This window comes from Mycolicibacterium thermoresistibile, assembly GCF_900187065.1.
Classification (GTDB): domain Bacteria; phylum Actinomycetota; class Actinomycetes; order Mycobacteriales; family Mycobacteriaceae; genus Mycobacterium; species Mycobacterium thermoresistibile.
In genome coordinates, this window is record NZ_LT906483.1 from 3,595,737 (window position 1) to 3,614,689 (window position 18,953).

An 18,953-nucleotide genomic window follows, 5' to 3' on the forward strand; every position below is an offset into this window, starting at 1 on the left:
TTTCGGCGTGCGTACGGCCGCTCAGCGATCGTCCGCACGCCGAAATCGCTAGTTGACGGGCCGCTTGCCGTCGCGGACCTCCGCGGCGTACTCCTCGTAGAACGGCACGTAGCCCTCCTCGCGGCCGGCGAGCACGTAGAGCGGATCCTCGATGTGCGGGCCCTGCCCCTCGTTGCGCAGGTCGACCTTGCGGCTCTTGAAGGTGGTGGTCTGCTCGATCTCGTCGACGACCCGGACGAACAGCGGCACCGCATACACCGGCAAGCGCTTGTACAACGTCTCGGCGAACGACTTGCCGTCGAACTCACAGCCCTCGTTCAGTTTGAGGGCCACCATTCCGGCCCGCCCGCCGGTGCCCTCCACCTCGACGCCGTACACGGTCGCCTCGTCGACGGTGGGGTCGGCCGAGACCGCCGCCTCGACCTCGGTGGTCGCGACGTTCTCACCCTTCCACCGGAAGGTGTCGCCGAGCCGGTCGACGAACGCGGCGTGCCCGAACCCCTGGTACCTCATCAGGTCACCGGTGTTGAACCACACATCGCCGTCACGGAAAGCGTTGCGCACCAACTTCTTCTCGGTGGCCTGTGGATCGGTGTAGCCGTCGAACGGCTGGAAGCTGCTCACCTTCGACAGCAGCAGGCCGGGCTCGCCGCGCTTCACCTTGCGCACCCGGCCGTCGGCGCCGCGCAGCGGCTCGCCGGTCTCCTGATCGAATTCGACGAACGCCACCGGGCTGGGGCAGATGCCGGTGGTCTTGTCGATGTTGAAGGCGTTGACGAAGGCGGTGTTTCCCTCACTGGCGCTGTAGAACTCACACACCCGCTCGATGCCGAACCGCTCGACGAAGTCGTCCCAGATGGCCGGCCGCAGACCGTTTCCGCAGATCACCCGCACCCGGTGGGCGCGGTCGGTGGGCTTGGGCGGCTGGTTGAGCAGGTATCCGCAGATCTCGCCGATGTAGACGAACGCGGTGGCGTCATGCCGGATCACCTCATCCCAGAACCGCGACGCCGAGAACGACTTCCCCAGCGCCAGAGTCGCGCCCGCCGACAGCACCGACGACACCGCGACCGTCAACGCGTTGTTGTGGTACAGCGGCAGACAGCAGTACAGGGTGTCGCTGCTGCGCAGCCGCATACCGAGCGCGCCGAAGCCGGCCAGCGCCCGCAGCCAGCGATAGTGGGTCATCACACTGGCTTTCGGCAGCCCGGTGGTTCCGGAGGTGAAGATGTAGAACGCCTTCTCCCGGGCCAGGATCGAGGACGTGATGGCCGGGTTGGTGGTCGGCGCGTCGACCGACAGCCGATCGAGGTCGTCGGCGGACAGCAGATCGGCGACGTCGGCATCGGACTCCTCGACCTGCTTCACCAGGTCGGGGGCCGACACCACGATCTTGGCGTCGAGCAGCCCGATGCTGTGCGCCAGCACGTCGCCCTTCTGATGGTGGTTGAGCATGCCGGCGATGGCGCCGAGTTTGACCGTCGCGAGCATCAGCAGGACGGTGCGCGGCTCGTTCTTGAGCATCACCCCGACCACATCGCCCTGGCCGACACCGCGTGCGGCCAGCGCGGCCGCATAGCGGTTGACGGTCTCGTTGGCCTGCCGGTAGGTCAGCTGCTGATCCTCGAATTTGAGGAACACCTTGTCGGCGTAGCGAGCCGCCCGCTCCTGGAACACCTTGCCGATCGAGGTCTTGGCCGACGGGCGTGCGCCGAAGCCGGCGATGACGCCCCGCAACATCACCGGCACGTCCAACGCCATGCGGGGCAACCGGCCGGCGATGTCGAGCAGTCCCACCCGCTCCCGGGTGGCCGATCGGTTGTGTCGCTCGTTGCTCATCGGTGTCCGTCTCCTCCGATCTGGCTGTGCTGGCTACACCCTAGAGCGTGTCCGCGGACGGAGCGCAGGCCGCCAACGCGTCCTCGATGTCGGTGACGACGATGAGCCGTTCCATCGCCGCCGGGTCCACATAGCCGGTGTCCACCAGCCCGTACAGCCAGGCCAGCAAACCGGCGTAGTGGCCGTCCGGATCGAGCATCACCACCGGTTTCTCATGCATACCCAGATAGCCCGCGGTCCAGGCTTCGAAGAACTCCTCGAGGGTGCCGATGCCGCCGGGCAGCGCGATGAACGCATCCGCGCGGCCCTCCATCACCTGTTTGCGTTCCCGCATGGTGTCGGTGACGATGAGTTCGTCGGCGTCGACGTCGGCGAGTTCGCGGTGCACCAGCGCCTTGGGGATCACCCCGATGGTGTACCCGCCGCGGGAGCGGGCACCCTGGGCCACCGCGCCCATCGCCGACACGTTGCCGCCACCGGACACCAACGCCCAGCCCCGTTCGGCGATCGCGACGCCGACCCGGTGGGCGAGGTCCAGCAGCTCCGGATGTCTGGGGCCGGAGGCGCAGTAGACGCACACCGCCCATTCACGGAACAGATTCACAACCACTCGCTCGACCACCCTGCCAACCTAGACCAGCGGCGATGCTCCGGCGGCCCTGAGCGGCCCTGACCGGCGCCTCGAGCGGCCTGAGCGGCTTTGCGGCAATCCCGGCCGGATCCGCGCGGGCGGTCCTAGACTCCGGGCGGTGTCTGTTCAGTGGCCGGCGGCGCCCCAGCCGATGCTCGAGCCGATGGTCGAGTCGGTGCTCGACGCGGTCGAGGCGGCCGTGCGCGACGAGGGTGGCGCGGTGCTGACCGGGCCGGCGGGTGTCGGCAAGAGCGTGCTGGCCGGGTTGGCCGCCGACCGGCTCGCCCCCGAGTCCGGACCGGCCGACCGGCTCACCGGCACGGCCGCCGACGCCGTGGTCCCGTTCGCCGCGTGCCGGCCGGTGCTGGCGGTTCCCGAGGTCGGCCGCACCGCCGATGTACTGCGGGCGGCCCGTGCCGCGCTCGGGGACGGCCGGGTGGTGATCGTCACCGATGCCCAGTACCTCGACCCGCTGTCGGCGACGCTGGTCTACCAGCTCGCGGTCAGCCGCGCCGTCACACCGATCATCACGGTCAGCACCGATTCCCCTGCGCCGGAGGCGATCACCTCGCTGTTCCGGGATGGTCGGCTGCCCCGGATCGAGGTGGACGCACCCGATCACGACGCCGGCCGGCTGACCGCCCGGGTGGCCGCGTTCATGGCCGGTCTGCCGGACGAGGCGGCCCGGGTGATGCGGTTCCTCGCCGTGGCCGGCAGCCTGTCCGCCGGGCAGCTCGCGGAGCTGGCCGGACCGGGCGCGGTCGAGCGGGCGGTGGCTTCGCGGGCCGTGGTGCGTGCCGGGGCCGCCGATGACGCGGCCGGGGCCGACGGGGCGTGCGATGTGGTGCGTCCGGCGCATCCGCTGTATTGCGCTGCGGTGCGCGCGGAGCTGACCGAACCGGAGGTGCGCGGGGTGCGCACCGAGCTGGCCGGCGCGGCCGCGCCGACCGATGTGGTGGGCCGGCTGCGGTGGACGTTGCACGCTTTGGACAGCGATGCGCCCCCGGCGGCACAGCAGTTGACCGTCGCCGCAGAGGATGCGCTGCGGCTCGGTGATCTGGGTCTGTGTGAGCGGTTCGGCCGGGCCGCCGTCGGTGCCGCGGGTTCCGGGGCCGGGCTGGCGGCCCGGTTGCCGCTGGCATACGCGCTGGCGTTTCAGGGCCGCGGCCGCGAGGCCGACGAGGTGCTCGCGGCGGTGGACTCGACCGGGCTGACCGAGCATGAGTTGATGGCCTGGGCACTGCCCCGGGCGGCCAATCAGTTCTGGATGTTGTCACAACCCGAACGGGCGGTGGCGTTCTTGCGCACCGTGCGGGAACGGGTGTCGTCGCCGACGGCGGCCACCACGCTGGATGCGCTGTCGGCGACGTTCGCGATGAACGCCGGGCGCCCGCAGCAGGCGTTGCAGACCGCGACCGAGGTGTTGGCCTCCCCCACCGCCGATGGCACCGCGATCGGGTGGGCCGGCGCCGCGGCCGCGTTGAGCGCCGCGCGGATGGGCCGGTTCACCGAGGTGGACGCGCTCGCCGAGCGGGCGATGTCGGCAGGACATCCCGGTTTGTTGCGGTTCACCAGCGGCTTCGGGCAGACCACGGCGCGGCAGTTGACCGGCGCGCCGGATCAGGCGCTGGCGCTGGCCCGGCGGCTCACCGAGATCGCCCAGCTGCAGCAGCCGGGCCGGGCGATCGGGGAACTGTTGATCGCCGAGGTGCTGATCACCAGGGGCGACCTCGACGAGGCGGTCGCACTGTTGCGGGCGGCGGTGAAGGTGCTGACGCCGACCGGATATTCGTGGGCGCCGTTGGCGGCGATGCTGCTGGCCCGGGCGCTCGGCGAACAGGGTGCGGCACCAGAGGCGGCGATCGCGTTGTCCCGCGCGGAATCTCGGCATGGCCTGAAGTCGATGCTGTTCGCCCCGGAGTTGGCACTGGCGCGGGCGTGGACCCGCGCAGCGCGGGGCGACCGGCACGGCGCGGTCGACGCGGCGCGTGAGGCCGCCCGGGCCGCCGAGCGGGGTGGGCAGCATGCGGTCGCGTTGCGGGCGCTGCATGATGCGGTGCGGCTCGGCGACATCCGCGCGGTCGACGGCATCACCCGGCTGACCACCCGGCTCGGCCTGGACTGTGCGTTCGGAACTCTGGCGCTGCGCCATGCCCGGGCGCTGACCGGCGGGGACGCCGACGGACTCGACGAGGTGGCGGCCGCGTTCCGCGATGTCGGCATGCGGCGGGCGGCCGACGACGCGGCGGCCCGGGCGGCCGAGGTGCGCGGCCGCCGGTAGGACCGCTACATCCGGCGGGCGATGTCGTCGCCGCCGCGGGTGTCCGGCCAGGCCTGGACCGGCTGCTCCGGCCGGGACTGGGATTCGACCGGCTGGGCCCCGACAGCCTCGGACGGCTCCGACGGTACGGATGGGGCCGGTTGCGCGATCGGCGCCGGACCCTGACCACCCCCACCGGCCGCGGCCGACTCGGGCTGCTGCGCCGGCGGCTGCTCCTCGACCCGCGGCTGCTGCTCCGTCCGGACCTGTTCGTCAGGCCGATGCTCGTCGGGCCCGGGCTCCTCCCGGCGTTCGTCGAGCCCGTCGCGGGACTGCTGCGCCCCCTGACCCGGCCCGCCGTGGCCGGCCGGACCCGCCATGCCGGCGCCCACCGGGCCGCCCTGCTCCTCACCCGCAGGTTCGGCGCCGCCGGCGCCCTGCGCGGCCTTCATCACCTGTTCCATCAGCGAGCTGAACATCCCGGTCTGCCCGCCGAGCCCGCCGGCACCCTGACCGGCGCCGCCGGCCTGCTGCCCCAATTGGTCGAGTTGCCCCAGGGCACTGGTGATCTGGCCGATGCCCTGCTGGCCGGAATCGTCGGCATTCGTGTACGCCGTCTGCGCCACCCCGAGCTTGCCGGTGAACGCGTGCTCCTTGGCCGACAACGCCGCGACATTGGCCGCGAGCGGCGCGGCCAGCGTCGGCAGCACCGCCGCGATCGTCGCGCTCATGGCGTCCTCACCGGGTGGCAGCATCGGTATCTCGGGCAGCTCGACGGCGGCCGGATTCCAGCTCAGGCCATCGGGTTTACGCAGCGGGCTGGTCATTGCACGCCCCTCTCGGTCAAGTTCACCAGTCGTCGTCCTCGTCCTCACCGAGGTCGTGTTCGAGCATCTCCGGTGCGGCGATACCCGGGCGGGTGCCGCCACTGGTCCCGCGGGCGCCCATCATGCCCGGCGCCATTCCCATACCGCCGCCCATTCCGGCCGCCACCGGCGCCGCCCCGACGACGGTGGCTCCGGCCGCCGCTCCGGTGTCGACCGACACCGGTGACACCTTGCCGCCCAACATGTTCGCTATCAGCGGGGTCTGTGGCGAGCTGCCGCCGGCGCCGGGCAGCGACGCGGCGCGCACCATGCCGGCACCACCGCTGGGCCCCGATCCGCCAGCCAGCGGATGGTTGGACAACGAGGAGAACGGATTGGCGTTCAGCGCGCCGGGCCCCTTACCGCCCACCGCGCCGAACAGCGAGGTGATCTGCTGCAGCGGCTGACTGAGTTGTTGCAGCGGTTGGCTCAGCTGCTGCGGCACCTGGCCGGCCATCTGACCGACCTGTGCCGGGATCTGCGCCGCCATCCCGGCCAATTGGGCGGCCTGCTGGGCGGCGTCGCCGGCGGCCTCCTGGCCCGGCGCCCCGGCCGCCGGCGCACCACCGGCGGTGGGGATGGTCGGCGGCACACCGAGGGTGTTGGCCAGTTCGGTGGAGCTGGCGGTGACCTGGCCGACGTTCTGCGCGAGCCCCATCGCGATGCGGCTCTGCAGCAGCTCCTGTCTGTTGGGGAACGGGGCCGCCGCGATCGCCTCGCATTCCCGTTGGGTCTCCACCGCGACGGCGTTGGCCATCGTCTTGGCCTTGATGACGGCGGCCTCCATGCTGCGCAGTTTGGCGGCGATCGCCGCGGCGTGCGCGGCGTTGGCCTCGTGGCCGGCGATGATCGTGCTGGCTTCGCCGACGGCGGCGGTCGCACCGCTGCCCTCCCAGGTGTCGGAGAGCTGCATCATCTGCCCCTGCTGTTGCGGGACCACGGTGCCGGTCAGCTTGGCGGCAAGCGCCTCATAGGCCGCCGCGGCGGCGCCGAGCGCATCCTCGTCGACGTTCGGCCAGCCGGGCCCGGTGACCGTCTGCCCGCCATAAGGGCTGGTATCGGGCATGATCCCCATGACTCGACCCCTTTCCACGGTGCACCGACGCGGATCTAACGTTACCGCGCCCACCGGCCCCGTCTTGACACTTACTCGGCAAGCGTATGATTTGCCGACCCGCAGGCGGCGGGACAGTCCGGGCGAGTATTCGGCGCATCAACCGGTGCCGTGGCGGCCATAGAATTCTTAGCCAGCCCGAAAGATCACCGGCGGAGGCATGAGTTGAGCGGCAACGTATTCGTCCAGCCCGAGGGGCTGCAGACGTTCTCCCAGACCCATTCCGGCATCGCGGGGGCGCTGCCGCAGTCGTCCGCTGAGGCGACGCCCGGCCCCGTCGAGACCAGCCACGGGCCGATCGCGGCGGCGGCCAACGCGGCGTTGCGAAACGCGCTGAGCAGCCGGGGCGGCACCGTGCAGGCGACCACCACCAGCGCCGCCACCATCTCCGAACTGCTGCACAGGGCCGCCCGCGCCTATCAGGAGGGCGACCTTCGCAGCGCGGAGGAACTGCGCGCGGCGGCCAACGCGATCGCCGACGGGACCGGGGCGGGCGGTGCCGGCCCCGCCGGTGCGCCGGGCGCCGGCGTCAGCGGCGTGCCCGGTGCGGGCGTCAGCGGCCCCGGGGCCGCCGGTGGCGCCGACACGATGGGTCAGATGCTCGGGCAGATCGGCGGCCAGGTGGGCCAGTTGGCCGGGATGGCGATGGCGCCGCTGCAGGGGCTGGCCCAGGTGCCGCAGCAGGTGATGCAGGGGATCCAGCAGGCCGTCCAGACCGCCACCGGGGCCGCCGGCATGGCCGCCGGCGCGGACGCGGCCGGGCTCGAGGAGGCCGCCCTGGACGGCGAGCGCGCGACCGGAGCCCCCGAGCACGCCGAACGCCCCGAGGGTCAGCGGGAGCAGGCCGCCGGTGCGCAACGGGACGCGCCGCCGGTCAGCCCGCTACCCGGTGCGCAAGCCGGCCCCGACAGCGGCCCCGAGAACACCGCGGCGCCGGATCCCGCAGGCTCGACCCGGGCCCAGATCCGGCCGCCGGTGCACTAACTCAGCTTCCCGTCGGACAGGCGCAGCCGGCGGTTCACACCGATGGCGGCCACGAACCGGTCGTCGTGGCTGACCACGATGAACGCACCGCGGTAGGCGATCAGCGCCGATTCCAACTGCGCGATGCTGGTCAGATCGAGGTTGTTGGTGGGTTCGTCGAGCAGCAGCAGTTGCGGCGCCGGTTCGGCGTGAAGCACACAGGCCAGCGTGGCGCGCAGCCGCTCCCCGCCGGAGAGCGCCCGGATCGGAAGCGCGATCCGCTTGTCGTCGAACAGGAATCGCGCCAGCAGATGCCGGCGTCCGGTCACGCTCAGGGTGGGGGCGAACTCCGCCAGGTTGTCGAGGACGGTTTGACCGGGGTCGAGCAGATCGAGCCGCTGGGACAGATACGCGATGCGGCCGTCGGCTCTGGTGACCGTGCCGGCGTCCGGTGCCAACCGCCCGCCGATGACGCGCAGCAGGGTCGTCTTGCCGACCCCGTTGGCGCCGGTGAGCGCGATCCGCTCCGGTCCACGGACCGTGAGATCGATTCCGCGCAAGACGTTTCCGACCGTCAGCCCGGAACCGGCGAACACGGTCCGCCCGGCCGGCACCGTGGTGTCGGGCAGATCGAGCACCATGGCGTCGTCGTCACGCAGCCGCTTTTCCGCCTCCTCCAGCCGGGCGCGGCCGGCAGCTATCCGGGCCGCGCGGACCTCATCGGTGCGGCCGGCGGATTCCTGGGCGCGCCGCTTCATCGCCCCGGCCACGATCCTCGGCAGCCCGGCGTCCTTGACCGTGCGCGCGGCGGTGCCCGAACGGCGGGCCGCGCGTTCGCGCGCCTGTTGCCGTTCCCGCTTCTCCCTTCTGAGCGACTGTTCGGCGTGGCGCACATCGTTGCGGGCGGACTGCTGGTCGGCCGCCAACTGCCGCTGGTAGGTAGTGAAATTGCCGCCGTAGAAAAGCATTTCGCCGCGGTACAGTTCGGCGATCCGCTCCATCCGGTCCAGCAGTACCCGATCGTGGCTGACCACCAACAGGGTTCCCGGATAGTCGTCGAGCGCGGCGTGGAGCCGACGGCGCGCGTCGGCGTCGAGGTTGTTGGTGGGCTCGTCGAGCAGCAACACCTCGGGCCGTCGCAGCAGTTGGGCGGCCAGCCCCACCGCCACCACCTCGCCACCGGACAATGAGCCGAGCCGCCGGTCGACGGCCACCTCGCCGAGGCCCAGCCGGTCCAGCATCCCGCGGCACCGTTCCTCGACGTCCCAGTCGTCGCCGATCGCGGCGAACACCGCCTCGGAGGCGTCACCGGCGGCCAGCGCATCCAGCGCGGTCAGCACCGGGGTGATGCCGAGCACGTCGCCCACGGTGGCCTCGGGCATGAATGGCAGGTGTTGCGGCAGATGGCCGACCGTGCCGTCGACGGTGACGGATCCGCTGGTGGGGCGGCGGGCGCCGGCGATCAGATCGAGCAATGTGCTCTTGCCGGCGCCGTTCGGCGCGACCAGACCGGTGCGGCCGGGACCGATGGTGAACGACAGGTCGGTGAACAGTGCGGTGCCGTCCGGCCAGGCGAACGACACGTCGGAGAAGACGATGGACATGCGGGGACTCCACAGGAGTGGCGGACAGATTCACCCGGAGTGCGCGTCAGCGCGTTACCACCGCATGTCTTTCAGGCTAGGTGGTCTGTCAACCGGATTTCTCAGCCGGACAGATAGCGCCGCAACACGTCGGTGACCGCGGTGATCGCGGTGACGTCGACGTGCTCGTCGGACTTGTGCGCCAGATTGGGATCACCCGGCCCGTAGTTCACCGCCGGCACCCCGAGCGCGGCGAACCGGGCCACATCGGTCCAGCCGTACTTGGCGCGCACCTGTCCCCCGGCCGCGGCCACCAGCTGCGCGGCCGCGGGCTGCTGCAGTCCGGGCAGGGCGCCGCCGGCGGCGTCGGTCAGCTCCATCCGCACATCCAGACCGTCGAACACCTCGCGCACATGCCGCTCGGCCTGCTCGACGGTGCGGTCCGGGGCGAACCGGAAGTTCACCGTCACCGAGGCGGCGTCCGGGATGACGTTGCCGGCCACACCACCGTCGATCCGCACCGCCGACAGGCCCTCGCGGTAGACGCAGCCGTCGATGTCCACCGACCGCGCCCGGTAATCGGAGAGCCGGTCCAGCACCGGCGCCAGTTTGTGGATCGCGTTGTCGCCCAACCAGGACCGTGCCGAATGTGCCCGGGTTCCGGTGGTGCTGATCACCATCCGCAGGGTGCCCTGACAGCCGGCCTCGATGAATCCGCCGGACGGTTCGCCCAGGATCGCGACGTCGGCGCGCAGCCAGTCCGGCAGTTCCCGTTCGATGCGGCCCAGCCCGTTGGCGGCGGCCTCGATCTCCTCGCAGTCGTACATCACCAAAGTGATGTCGTGCGCGGGTTCGGTGACGGTGGCGGCCAGATGCAGGAACACCGCGTCACCGGATTTCATGTCGGAGGTGCCGCAACCGTAGAGCAGATCGCCGACGCGCCGGCTGGGCAGGTTGTCGGCGGCCGGCACGGTGTCGGTGTGACCGGCGAGCAGCACCCGGGTGGGCCGGCCGTGGTTCGTACGGGCCAGCACCGCGTTGCCGTTGCGGATCACCTCGAAGCCGCGAGTCTGCTCGCGCAGCGCGGTCTCGATCTCGTCGGCGATGCGCTGCTCATGCCGCGATTCGCTGGGGATGTCGACCAGCGCCGCGGTCAGCGCGATCGGGTCGCCGTGCAGGTCCAGGGCCACAGCTGACCAGGCTAGTCCAGTAGCCTCTGAGGGCGTGACGTCTGCTGCAGGAATCGGCCTGGCGACCATCGCCGCCGATGGAACGGTTCTGGACACCTGGTTTCCCGCGCCCGAGCTGGGCGCCGCGACCGCTGAGGGCGGAGCAGCCGGCACCACCCGGCTGTCGGGCGCCGACGCGCCCGCCGAGCTCGCCGCGCTGACCGGCCGCGACGACGACCGCGGGGTGGAGACCGTGGTGGTGCGCACCATGATCGCCTCGCTGGACGACAAGCCCGCCGACGCCCACGACGCCTACCTGCGGTTGCATCTGCTGTCACACCGGCTGATCAAGCCGCACGGCGCCAACATGGACGGCATCTTCGGGGTGCTGGCCAATGTGGTGTGGACCAACCACGGGCCGTGCGCGGTGGAGGGCTTCGAGACGGTGCGGGCGCGGCTGCGCCGCCGCGGCCCGGTGACCGTCTACGGCGTCGACAAGTTCCCGCGGATGGTCGACTACGTCACCCCGACCGGGGTGCGCATCGCCGACGCGGACCGGGTGCGGCTGGGGGCGCATCTGGCGCCGGGCACCACGGTGATGCACGAGGGCTTCGTCAACTTCAACGCCGGCACGCTGGGCACCTCGATGGTGGAGGGCCGCATCTCCGCGGGGGTGGTCGTCGACGACGGGTCCGACCTCGGTGGCGGGGCGTCGATCATGGGCACGCTGTCCGGCGGCGGCAAGGAGGTCATCTCGGTGGGCAAGCGCTGCCTGCTGGGCGCCAACTCCGGGCTGGGCATCTCGCTGGGCGACGACTGCGTCGTCGAGGCCGGGTTGTACGTGACGGCGGGCACCAAGGTGACCACCGCCGACGGGAAGACGGTCAAGGCGCGCGAGCTGTCCGGCGCCGACAACCTGTTGTTCCGGCGTAATTCGGTCACCGGCGCGGTCGAGGTGGTCAAGCGCGACGGCACCGGCATCACACTCAACGAGGCGCTGCACGCCAACTAGCCCGCCCCCGTCCCGCGAGCGCCCGTGTCTGCACGGCGACACGCCGTCACGGGCGTGCATGTGCGGACGCTCGCCGATGGTGAGCGCGACGAAACTGCACAGGCCTGCGGGTCACCCGGAAGCGAGAACGCAGAATTCGTTGCCCTCGGGATCGGCGAGCACCACCCAGGTCTGCTCCCCCTGGCCGATGTCCACCCGGCGTGCGCCGAGCGCGATCAACCGTCGACTTCGGCCTGCTGATCGTCGGGGGTGAAGTCGAAGTGGATCCGGTTCTTGACGACCTTGTCGTCGGGCACCCCGAGGAACAGCCAGTTCGGGCCGGCGCCCGGCGGGGCAGGCAACACCACGTCGCCGTCCTCGTCGACCTGCTGTCGCCAGCCCAGCGCCGCCGCCCACCATCCGCCCAGGGCGGTGGCATCGTGCGCATCGATGCAGATCTCGGTGAAGATCAGGCTCATCCCGACGCCCCTTTCGTCGCGCTCGCGGCCGGTGAGTGTCCGCGAATGTACGCCCGTGGCGGCGTGTCGGTGTGCAGACACCTTCGTAAGTGGTTTTTGTCAAGGGGTTGGGGGGCTCTGCCCGGTCCTCGTCTCTACGTAGTCATCAAACGGGTTTGGTACCCAACTGCGTGCAACCGAGTTCGGTGAGGACGGGCGGGGCCTGCTCATGGTGTCTGGCGAGGTCACCAAGTGGTGCCTCAGGGGCGCTTGGAGCTTGGCCCCAACCGTGGTTATTCGAGTGGCTTGGTTAAGCGGCCACGGGCATCACCTGCGCGGCGGCGATGGCGCCATCCCAGCGCACCCGCTGGGTGACCACGACATGCAGCCAACGCAGCAACGCCGCAGCGATCGCTGCTCGGGCCTGGCCGTCGGTGAGCTTGTTGTCGTCGCGGGTCGTCAGATACCGGTAGCGAGCGAGCATCACCGGATTATGTTGAAGGGCACCCCATGTCGCGCGCCAGGCGGCCAGCCGCAGCCGGGGTCGGCCACGCCGGGAGATCCGCGCTCGGCCGTTGAAGGTGCCGCTGGCGTTGTCGCGTGGGCACAGCCCGGCATGTTTGACCAGCGCGCGAGGGCTGTCAAAACGGGTGGGATCGCCGGTTTCGGCCAACATCGCCGCCGCTCCCACCGCCGAGACTCCGGGGATGCTGGTGACCAACTCGGTCAGCTCGAGTTCGTCGAGCACCTCAACCATGCGGGCTTCCACCTCGGCCAGCCGGATGCTGGCCGCGCGCCAATCAGAAAGCACCCAGCGGGCCCGCTCCAGTACACCGCGGCGTTGGACCATCACCCCGGCCGGGTCGACCAGCGCGACGAAGACCGCCTCGATGATGGCCCGACGCCGCCGCTGACCACCCCAACGGCCCAGCTCGCGAACCACCGCGGCCTCAAACCGTGCCAGCCCACGTCCCTTGAGCCGTTCCGGGCGGCCGTCACAGCGGTCGAGCACCACCGCCACAGCCGCACACCAGTTGCTCGAACCGAAGGGATCCGCCGCCGCCTCCAGCACCCCCGGCCAGACGCACTCCAGCAGGTCGCGCAGCTGTTGCACACACGCAGTGGCCTCGGTGACCAGCCGCTCACGGCGCGCTCCCAGCTGGCGCAGCCGCGCCCACGTCTCCTCAGCACGCTCGGGGCGGTAACAATGCAGCTGGGCCACCAGCCGCGCGATCAACATCGCATCCTTGTCATCGCTTTTGTCACGGGTGTAGTCCTCAGCTTCACGTGCCCGACCCACCAACATCGGGTTCACACACATCAACGTCATATCGCGTTGAGTGGCAAGCTGATTGAGCACCATCCAGCGATGCCCGGTCGGCTCACACCCCACCGTCACACCACAGAACCCATGCTTGTGCGCCACGCGCTGCGCCCACTCCAGCACAGGACCCAATTCCCACGCCCGAGCCTTCACCGTCTTGCGGGCCAGCACCTGCGAATCGTGATCACACACCACCACCGCCTGCTTCTTATCCGCCAGATCAATACCGACGATCACATGATCGGCCGGCACCAGCCGCCGCAGCTCGGCCAACTTGGCATTACGGCGCTTGTCACCACGCGACAGACCACTACCCTTGGACACGACGCCCTCCTCCATGTCATTGGGACTCGAACCCGTCAACGACATCAGGAGGGCGTCGCCACTTTCATCACCAACACGCCGCATAGCTCTCTTACTACGGGCGCTCGCGGCAGTGTGAGTCAGCGCAGCTGTTTCTTGAGCACCTTTCCCATCGCGTTACGGGGCAGGCTGTCCACCACCCGCACCTCGCGCGGCCGTTTGTGCACCGAGAGTTGCTGGGCCACATACTCGATCAGCTCATCCGGCTCGGCGTCACCGACGATGAACGCGACGATGCGCTGCCCCAGGTCGTCGTCGGGCAGGCCGACCACCGCGGCCTCGGCCACGCCGGGATGCCCGAGCAGCGCCGCCTCCACCTCCCCGGCGCCCACCCGGTAGCCGCCGGTCTTGATCAGGTCCACCGATTCCCGCCCGACGATGCGATGCATGCCGGTGTCGTCGATGACCGCGACGTCGCCGGTGCGGTACCAGCCGTCGTCGAACGCCTCGGCGGTGGCGTCCGGCCGGTGAGATAGCCGTCGAACACCATCGGACCGCACACCTGCAGCCGGCCGATGGTCTCGCCGTCGTGCGGCGTCTCGGCCCCGTCCTCGTCGAGCAGCCGGGTCTGCACCCCGGCCAGCGGCAGACCCACCCAGCCGGCCCGGCGTTCCCCGTCGACGCGGGTGCTCAGCGTGATCAGCGATTCGGTGCTGCCGTACCGTTCCACCGCCCGGTGCCCGGTCAGCTCTGCCAACCGGTCGAACACCGGCACCGGCAACGGCGCGCTGCCCGACACCAGCAGCCGCGCGGCCGACAGCGCCCGCGCCGCCGACGGGTCCTTGACCACACGCGACCACACCGTGGGCACCCCGAAGTACAGCGAGCCGCCGGCCGCCGCATAGGCCTCCGGGGTGGGCCGGCCGGTGTGGACGAACCGGTTGCCGATCCGCAGCGACCCCAGCAGACCCAGCACCAGCCCGTGCACGTGGAACAGCGGCAGCCCGTGCACCAGGGTGTCGTCCGGACTCCACTGCCAGGCCTCGGCGAGCGCGTCGATGTCGGCGGCGATCGCGGCCCGGCTGATCGGCACCCCCTTGGGCGGGCCGGTGGTTCCGGAGGTGTACATGATCAGCGCGGTGGACTCCGGCGCGGGCTCCGGATAGCGGTGCCAGGACCGGGCGTGCAGCCGCACCGGCACCACCGGCAGGCCCTCGGTGTCGGCGGGGCTCTCCCCCAGCCAGGCCACCGCACCGGAGTCGGTGAGGATGTGACGGCGTTCGGCGACGCCGACGTCGGCGGGCACCGGCACCACCGGGACACCGGCGATCAGGCATCCGGTGACCGCCAGCACCGTGGTCGCCGTCGGGGTGGCCAGTACCGCCACCCGTGGGGCGCCGGCGATGCGTTCGGCCACCGAGGTGGCGGCGCCGACGAGGTCGCTGCGGCTGAACACCGTGTCGTCGATCCGGACCGCGTCGGCGATGTCGGCGCCGCGGGCCACCGCGGCGGGGTTCAGGGAAGCCAGCAACACGCCCGAGAGGCTACTCGGCGGGGATACTGGCCGGGTGACCGACATCCGACAGGTGGGCTCGCGGCAGGTGTACGCCAACAGGTGGATGACGCTGCGCGAAGACGACATCCGCCTGCGCGACGGGCGGTCCGGCGTCTACGCGGTGGTGGACAAACCCGACTACGCGCTGGTGATCGCCCGCGACCGGGACCGGTTCCGGCTGGTCGAGCAGTACCGCTATCCGATCGGTCTGCGCCGCTGGGAGTTTCCGCAGGGCACCGCACCGGATCTGGCGGATCTGGAACCGGAGGCGCTGGCCGCCCGGGAGTTGCGCGAGGAGACCGGGTTGCGGGCCGGTCGGCTGCGACGGCTCGGTCAGCTCGACGTCGCGCCGGGGATGAGTAGTCAACGCGGCTGGGTGTTCCTGGCCACCGATCTCACCGAGGGTGAGCACGATCGCGAACCCGAGGAGCAGGACATGCACAGCGCCTGGTTCGAGCGGTCCGAGGTGGAGGCGATGATCCGGTCCGGGCAGATCACCGATGCCCAGTCGATCGCCGCGTGGACGCTGTTCCTGCTGCACGAGCGCACCGCACCGCTATATTGACCACCACGATAATTCATCGCGGAGGAGGAGCGGCGTGGCACGAGCCCGCGACTACGGCGCCACCATCGGCGTCCTGCCCACCGGACCGAACAATGCGATCACCGACGTCGCCGGGGTGCGGGTCGGCCACACCACGCTGATCGAAGGGTCCGGGCCGCGTGTCACCGGGCAGGGCCCGGTGCGCACCGGCGTCACCGTGGTCATCCCCCGCGACGAGCCGTGGAACCATCCGCTGTTCGCCGCGGCGCACCGACTCAACGGCAACGGCGAACTGACCGGGCAGCACTGGGTCGAGGAATCCGGGCAACTCACCAGCTACATCGGGCTCACCAACACCCACAGCGTCGGCGTGGTCCGCGACGCGCTGATCGCCCACGAGAAGAACGCGCGCGGCGCCGACGAGTTCTTCTTCGCGCTGCCCGTGGTCGGGGAGACCTGCGACGGAATCCTCAACGACATCAACGGTTTCCACGTCAAGCCCGAGCATGTGGCCGCGGCCATCGACGCCGCGGCCGACGGTCCGGTGCCCGAGGGCGCGGTCGGCGGCGGCACCGGCATGATCGCCCACGGCTACAAGGGCGGCATCGGGACGTCGTCGCGGGTGGTCGGCGACTACACCGTCGGCGTGCTGGTGCAGGCGAACCACGGTGCGCGGGAACGGTTGACGATCGACGGGGTTCCCGTCGGCCGGCTGTTGCCCGAACCGCCGTCCCCGGCGGCGATGCCGGGCCGTCCGCCGGAGGGCACCGGATCGATCATCGTGCTGGTGGCCACCGACGCGCCGTTGATTCCGACGCAGTGCGCCCGGCTCGCCCAACGCAGCGCGCTCGGCATCGCCCGTACCGGCGGGGCCGGTGAGAACGGCAGCGGCGACATGGCCTTCTGCTTCACCACCGGCAACACATTCGCCGGCGACTTCGCCGCCACCGCCGGCCCGGACGTCGTCGAGGTCCGGATGCTCGCCAACCGGCTGATCGACCGGCTGTTCTACGCCGCCATCGAGGCGACCGAGGAGGCGATCGTCAACGCGCTGTTCGCGGCCGAGACGATGGAAGGCCCCGAGGGCCTGGTGGTGACGGCGTTGCCGCGGGAACAGACCGCCGAGCTCCTCCGCCGATACCGGCAACTCAGGTGAGCGCCGGTTGCCCGGACAGCGTGAACGTCAACTCCACCACGGTTCCGCTGCGGGTGTTGTCCACCTGCACGTCGGCACTGATCGCCCGCATCATCGGCAGCCCCCGGCCCCGGATGCGCGGATTGGGTTCCGGTGTCTTCCAGGTGCCGAAATCCCTGACCTGCAGCATGATCTGACCGTCCCGCAGGTCGGCGTACACCTGCATCGGACCCGGCTCGCGATCGCGGTAGGCGTGTTCGACGGAGTTCGTGCACGCTTCGTTGACGGCCAACACGATGTCGCTGATCAGTAGTTCCGGCGCCCCGGCCGCGGTGAGCCAACCGGTCAGCCGGGCCCGCACCTCGCTGAGCCGATCGGGGGTGGCGGGCAACTCGATTCGCAACGGCGCGAAGGTGTGCCGGTACACCACGATCGCCACGTCGTCGTCGTACCCGTCAGCGGGCGCCAGCGTGTCGAGCATGGCGTCGGCGACCGCCTCCGGCTCGGCGTCGAGCATCGCGGTGAGCACCTGACAGGCCCGGTCCATCCCGGTGTCGATCGGGCTGTCGCGCCGCTCCACCAGCCCGTCGGTGTAGAGCATCAGCGTGGATCCGGGCGTCAGCTGCCGGCTGACCTGTGGGCGGGGCCGGTTCTGCTGCACCCCCAGCGGCACCGAGGCCCCGTCGGTCAGAACCGTCGCATGCGGGCCGGGTCCGGCCAGCAGCGCCGGAACATGACCGGCGTTGCTGTAGCGCAGCGTCCCGGATTCGGTGTCGAGCACCGCCAGCAACACCGTCGCGCAGTACGCGTCGGGGATGAGCGCCGCCACCGCGTCGAGGTTCTCCAGCAGCCGCGCCGGTTCGGCGCCGCTGAGCAGCAGCGCCCGCGCGGAACTGCGCAGCTGCCCCATCACCGCGGCGGCGGGCAGCCCGCGCCCCACACAGTCGCCGACGATGATGCCGATCTGGTGGTCGTCGAGCGGCAGCACGTCGTACCAGTCGCCGCCGATCTCCAGCGGCCGCACGGCCGGTTCGTAGCGCACCGCGAACCCGGGAGGAGGCACGATGTCCGGCAGCATCGCGCGTTGCAGCGTCAACGACGACTCCCGGGCGATCTCGAAGCGCCGGACGTGCTGCACGGCCAGGCTGACATGGCCGACCAGGGCATTGATGAGCCGGCGGCCGTCGATCCCGACCGGGCGGGGCACCCGGTGTTCGAGCCACAGCACGGTGGCCGGGGTGCCCGACAGCACCGCGACGATGCCGCGGGACGTGTTCTGGCCCGCATCGGAGACGGGTTGCACGGTCAGCGGCGGCCAGTCCCGCGCGGCCAGCAGGGTGGTCCGCAGCGACTCGTCGAGGTCGGCCCAGGTGGAGGCCGGCGGGTCGCCGACGACCTGGATGGTGGGTTCGGCGTCCTCCCGGGCCCACGTGACCGCGATGACGCGTCGGGAGTCGATCGCCGGCCGGCACTCGTCCAGCATGATCGAGAGGACCTCGGACACGCTGGTGGCGACGCCGGCGGCAGTGGCCAGCCGGGTCAGCGCGCTCTCCCGGGCGGCGGCCTTGTGCGCGGCGGTGATGTCGCGCATCGTTCCGACGAACGCGGTCCCGTTCGGGTTCACCACGTTCACGCTGATCGCCACCCAGGCCAGATGGCCACTGCGGTGGCGGATCTGGCGTTCGAGTTGCACCCGGCCGTGTTGGAGCAGTTCGAGCAGGTCCTCGTCGGCGCGGGGTTCGTCGACCACCCAGGGGTGCGGCCACCGATACGGCAGATCGTGGCCGTCGTATCCGGTGATCTCGGCGAACGCCTCGTTGATGTCGATGACCGAACCGGTGCGGTCCATCACGAAGAACGCCTCCTGCATCGCGTTGACCAGCGCGCTGCGGAAGGTGTCGCGCCCCGCCAGACCCTCGGCGCGGGCCCGTTGCTGCTCGTAGCGCCGGGTGCCCTCGAGGTATCCGCGCACCGCGACGTCGACCGCGGCCAGGGCCTGCAGGAGGAACTGCAGGGCGGTGTCGGTGTCGACCGGTTGCCGCCGGGAGAGCTCATCGACCAGGCGGACGTGGTCCTCGACGATCTGCAGCACGCTGATCCGTCCGAGCAGGGCCTGGCGTCCCAGGTCGTGTGCCACGGCGAGGCGGCGTTCGCTGCTGTCCTCCAGATAGGCCGCCAACGCCGCCGCGTAGCGGGCCCCGAAGTCCGGGCTCATTCA

The 18,953-nt window shown here is 71.0% G+C and carries 13 protein-coding genes and 2 pseudogenes; 5 read left to right on the forward strand and 10 right to left on the reverse strand.

Annotation, left to right across the window (positions count from 1 at the left end; translation table 11 throughout):
• Nucleotides 1–48: 48 nt before the first annotated feature.
• Nucleotides 49–1,839 carry a long-chain-acyl-CoA synthetase FadD6 gene (fadD6, locus tag CKW28_RS16855; RefSeq protein WP_003925014.1) on the reverse strand — a complete coding sequence of 597 codons (1,791 nt, stop codon included), beginning with the start codon at nt 1,837–1,839 and terminating at the stop codon, nt 49–51.
• Between the two features lie 40 nt (nt 1,840–1,879).
• The gene (gene log / locus CKW28_RS16860) at nt 1,880–2,443 is read right to left on the reverse strand and encodes a cytokinin riboside 5'-monophosphate phosphoribohydrolase (RefSeq protein ID WP_003925015.1); all 564 of its coding nucleotides are present in this window, start codon (nt 2,441–2,443) and stop codon (nt 1,880–1,882) included.
• 190 nt (nt 2,444–2,633) lie between these two features.
• On the opposite strand from log, the gene CKW28_RS16865 reads away from it, so the two are divergent.
• Complete coding sequence (locus CKW28_RS16865; RefSeq protein ID WP_003925016.1) at nt 2,634–4,751, forward strand: tetratricopeptide repeat protein; 2,118 nt, start codon at nt 2,634–2,636, stop codon at nt 4,749–4,751.
• 5 nt (nt 4,752–4,756) lie between these two features.
• On the opposite strand, the gene CKW28_RS16870 is transcribed toward CKW28_RS16865, so the two are convergent.
• Together CKW28_RS16870 and CKW28_RS16875 are read right to left on the reverse strand one after the other, a co-directional pair.
• Nucleotides 4,757–5,557 carry a PE domain-containing protein gene (locus CKW28_RS16870; protein WP_003925017.1) on the reverse strand — a complete coding sequence of 267 codons (801 nt, stop codon included), beginning with the start codon at nt 5,555–5,557 and terminating at the stop codon, nt 4,757–4,759.
• 22 nt (nt 5,558–5,579) lie between these two features.
• Nucleotides 5,580–6,671, reverse strand: coding sequence for a hypothetical protein (locus CKW28_RS16875; RefSeq protein WP_003925018.1), 1,092 nt, complete (start codon nt 6,669–6,671; stop codon nt 5,580–5,582).
• A 204-nt stretch (nt 6,672–6,875) separates the two neighbouring features.
• Here CKW28_RS16875 and CKW28_RS16880 point away from each other — a divergent pair, with 204 nt between their 5' ends.
• Complete coding sequence (locus CKW28_RS16880) at nt 6,876–7,694, forward strand: type VII secretion target (protein WP_003925019.1); 819 nt, start codon at nt 6,876–6,878, stop codon at nt 7,692–7,694.
• Here the strand turns inward: CKW28_RS16880 and CKW28_RS16885 are convergent.
• Together CKW28_RS16885 and dapE are read right to left on the reverse strand one after the other, a co-directional pair.
• Nucleotides 7,691–9,277, reverse strand: coding sequence for an ABC-F family ATP-binding cassette domain-containing protein (locus CKW28_RS16885; RefSeq protein ID WP_003925020.1), 1,587 nt, complete (start codon nt 9,275–9,277; stop codon nt 7,691–7,693). The two genes, CKW28_RS16880 and CKW28_RS16885, sit on opposite strands and share 4 nt — an antisense overlap.
• A gap of 101 nt (nt 9,278–9,378) precedes the next feature.
• Complete coding sequence (gene dapE, locus CKW28_RS16890) at nt 9,379–10,446, reverse strand: succinyl-diaminopimelate desuccinylase (protein WP_003925021.1); 1,068 nt, start codon at nt 10,444–10,446, stop codon at nt 9,379–9,381.
• A gap of 34 nt (nt 10,447–10,480) precedes the next feature.
• Here dapE and dapD point away from each other — a divergent pair, with 34 nt between their 5' ends.
• Nucleotides 10,481–11,437, forward strand: a complete 957-nt coding sequence (dapD, locus tag CKW28_RS16895; RefSeq protein ID WP_003925022.1) for a 2,3,4,5-tetrahydropyridine-2,6-dicarboxylate N-succinyltransferase — start codon at nt 10,481–10,483, stop codon at nt 11,435–11,437.
• A gap of 111 nt (nt 11,438–11,548) precedes the next feature.
• Here dapD and CKW28_RS16900 read toward each other — a convergent pair.
• The 3 genes and pseudogenes from CKW28_RS16900 to CKW28_RS16910 all read right to left on the reverse strand — a co-directional run bounded on the left by CKW28_RS16900 (nt 11,549) and on the right by CKW28_RS16910 (nt 15,035).
• Nucleotides 11,549–11,895, reverse strand: a pseudogene (locus CKW28_RS16900) (VOC family protein).
• A 289-nt stretch (nt 11,896–12,184) separates the two neighbouring features.
• Nucleotides 12,185–13,522, reverse strand: coding sequence for an IS110 family RNA-guided transposase (locus tag CKW28_RS16905; protein ID WP_157997571.1), 1,338 nt, complete (start codon nt 13,520–13,522; stop codon nt 12,185–12,187).
• A gap of 119 nt (nt 13,523–13,641) precedes the next feature.
• A pseudogene (locus CKW28_RS16910) lies at nt 13,642–15,035 on the reverse strand (acyl-CoA synthetase).
• Between the two features lie 34 nt (nt 15,036–15,069).
• Between CKW28_RS16910 and CKW28_RS16915 the strand changes: the two are divergent.
• Nucleotides 15,070–15,621, forward strand: coding sequence for an NUDIX domain-containing protein (locus CKW28_RS16915; RefSeq protein WP_040547582.1), 552 nt, complete (start codon nt 15,070–15,072; stop codon nt 15,619–15,621).
• A 34-nt stretch (nt 15,622–15,655) separates the two neighbouring features.
• Entirely contained in the window at nt 15,656–16,756 is a 1,101-nt protein-coding gene (locus tag CKW28_RS16920) for a DmpA family aminopeptidase (protein WP_003926035.1), read from the forward strand.
• On the opposite strand, the gene CKW28_RS16925 is transcribed toward CKW28_RS16920, so the two are convergent.
• Nucleotides 16,749–18,950 (reverse strand): SpoIIE family protein phosphatase, encoded by a 2,202-nt coding sequence (locus CKW28_RS16925; protein ID WP_003926036.1) that lies wholly within the window; start codon nt 18,948–18,950, stop codon nt 16,749–16,751. The two genes, CKW28_RS16920 and CKW28_RS16925, sit on opposite strands and share 8 nt — an antisense overlap.
• Between the last annotated feature and the right edge of the window lie 3 nt (nt 18,951–18,953).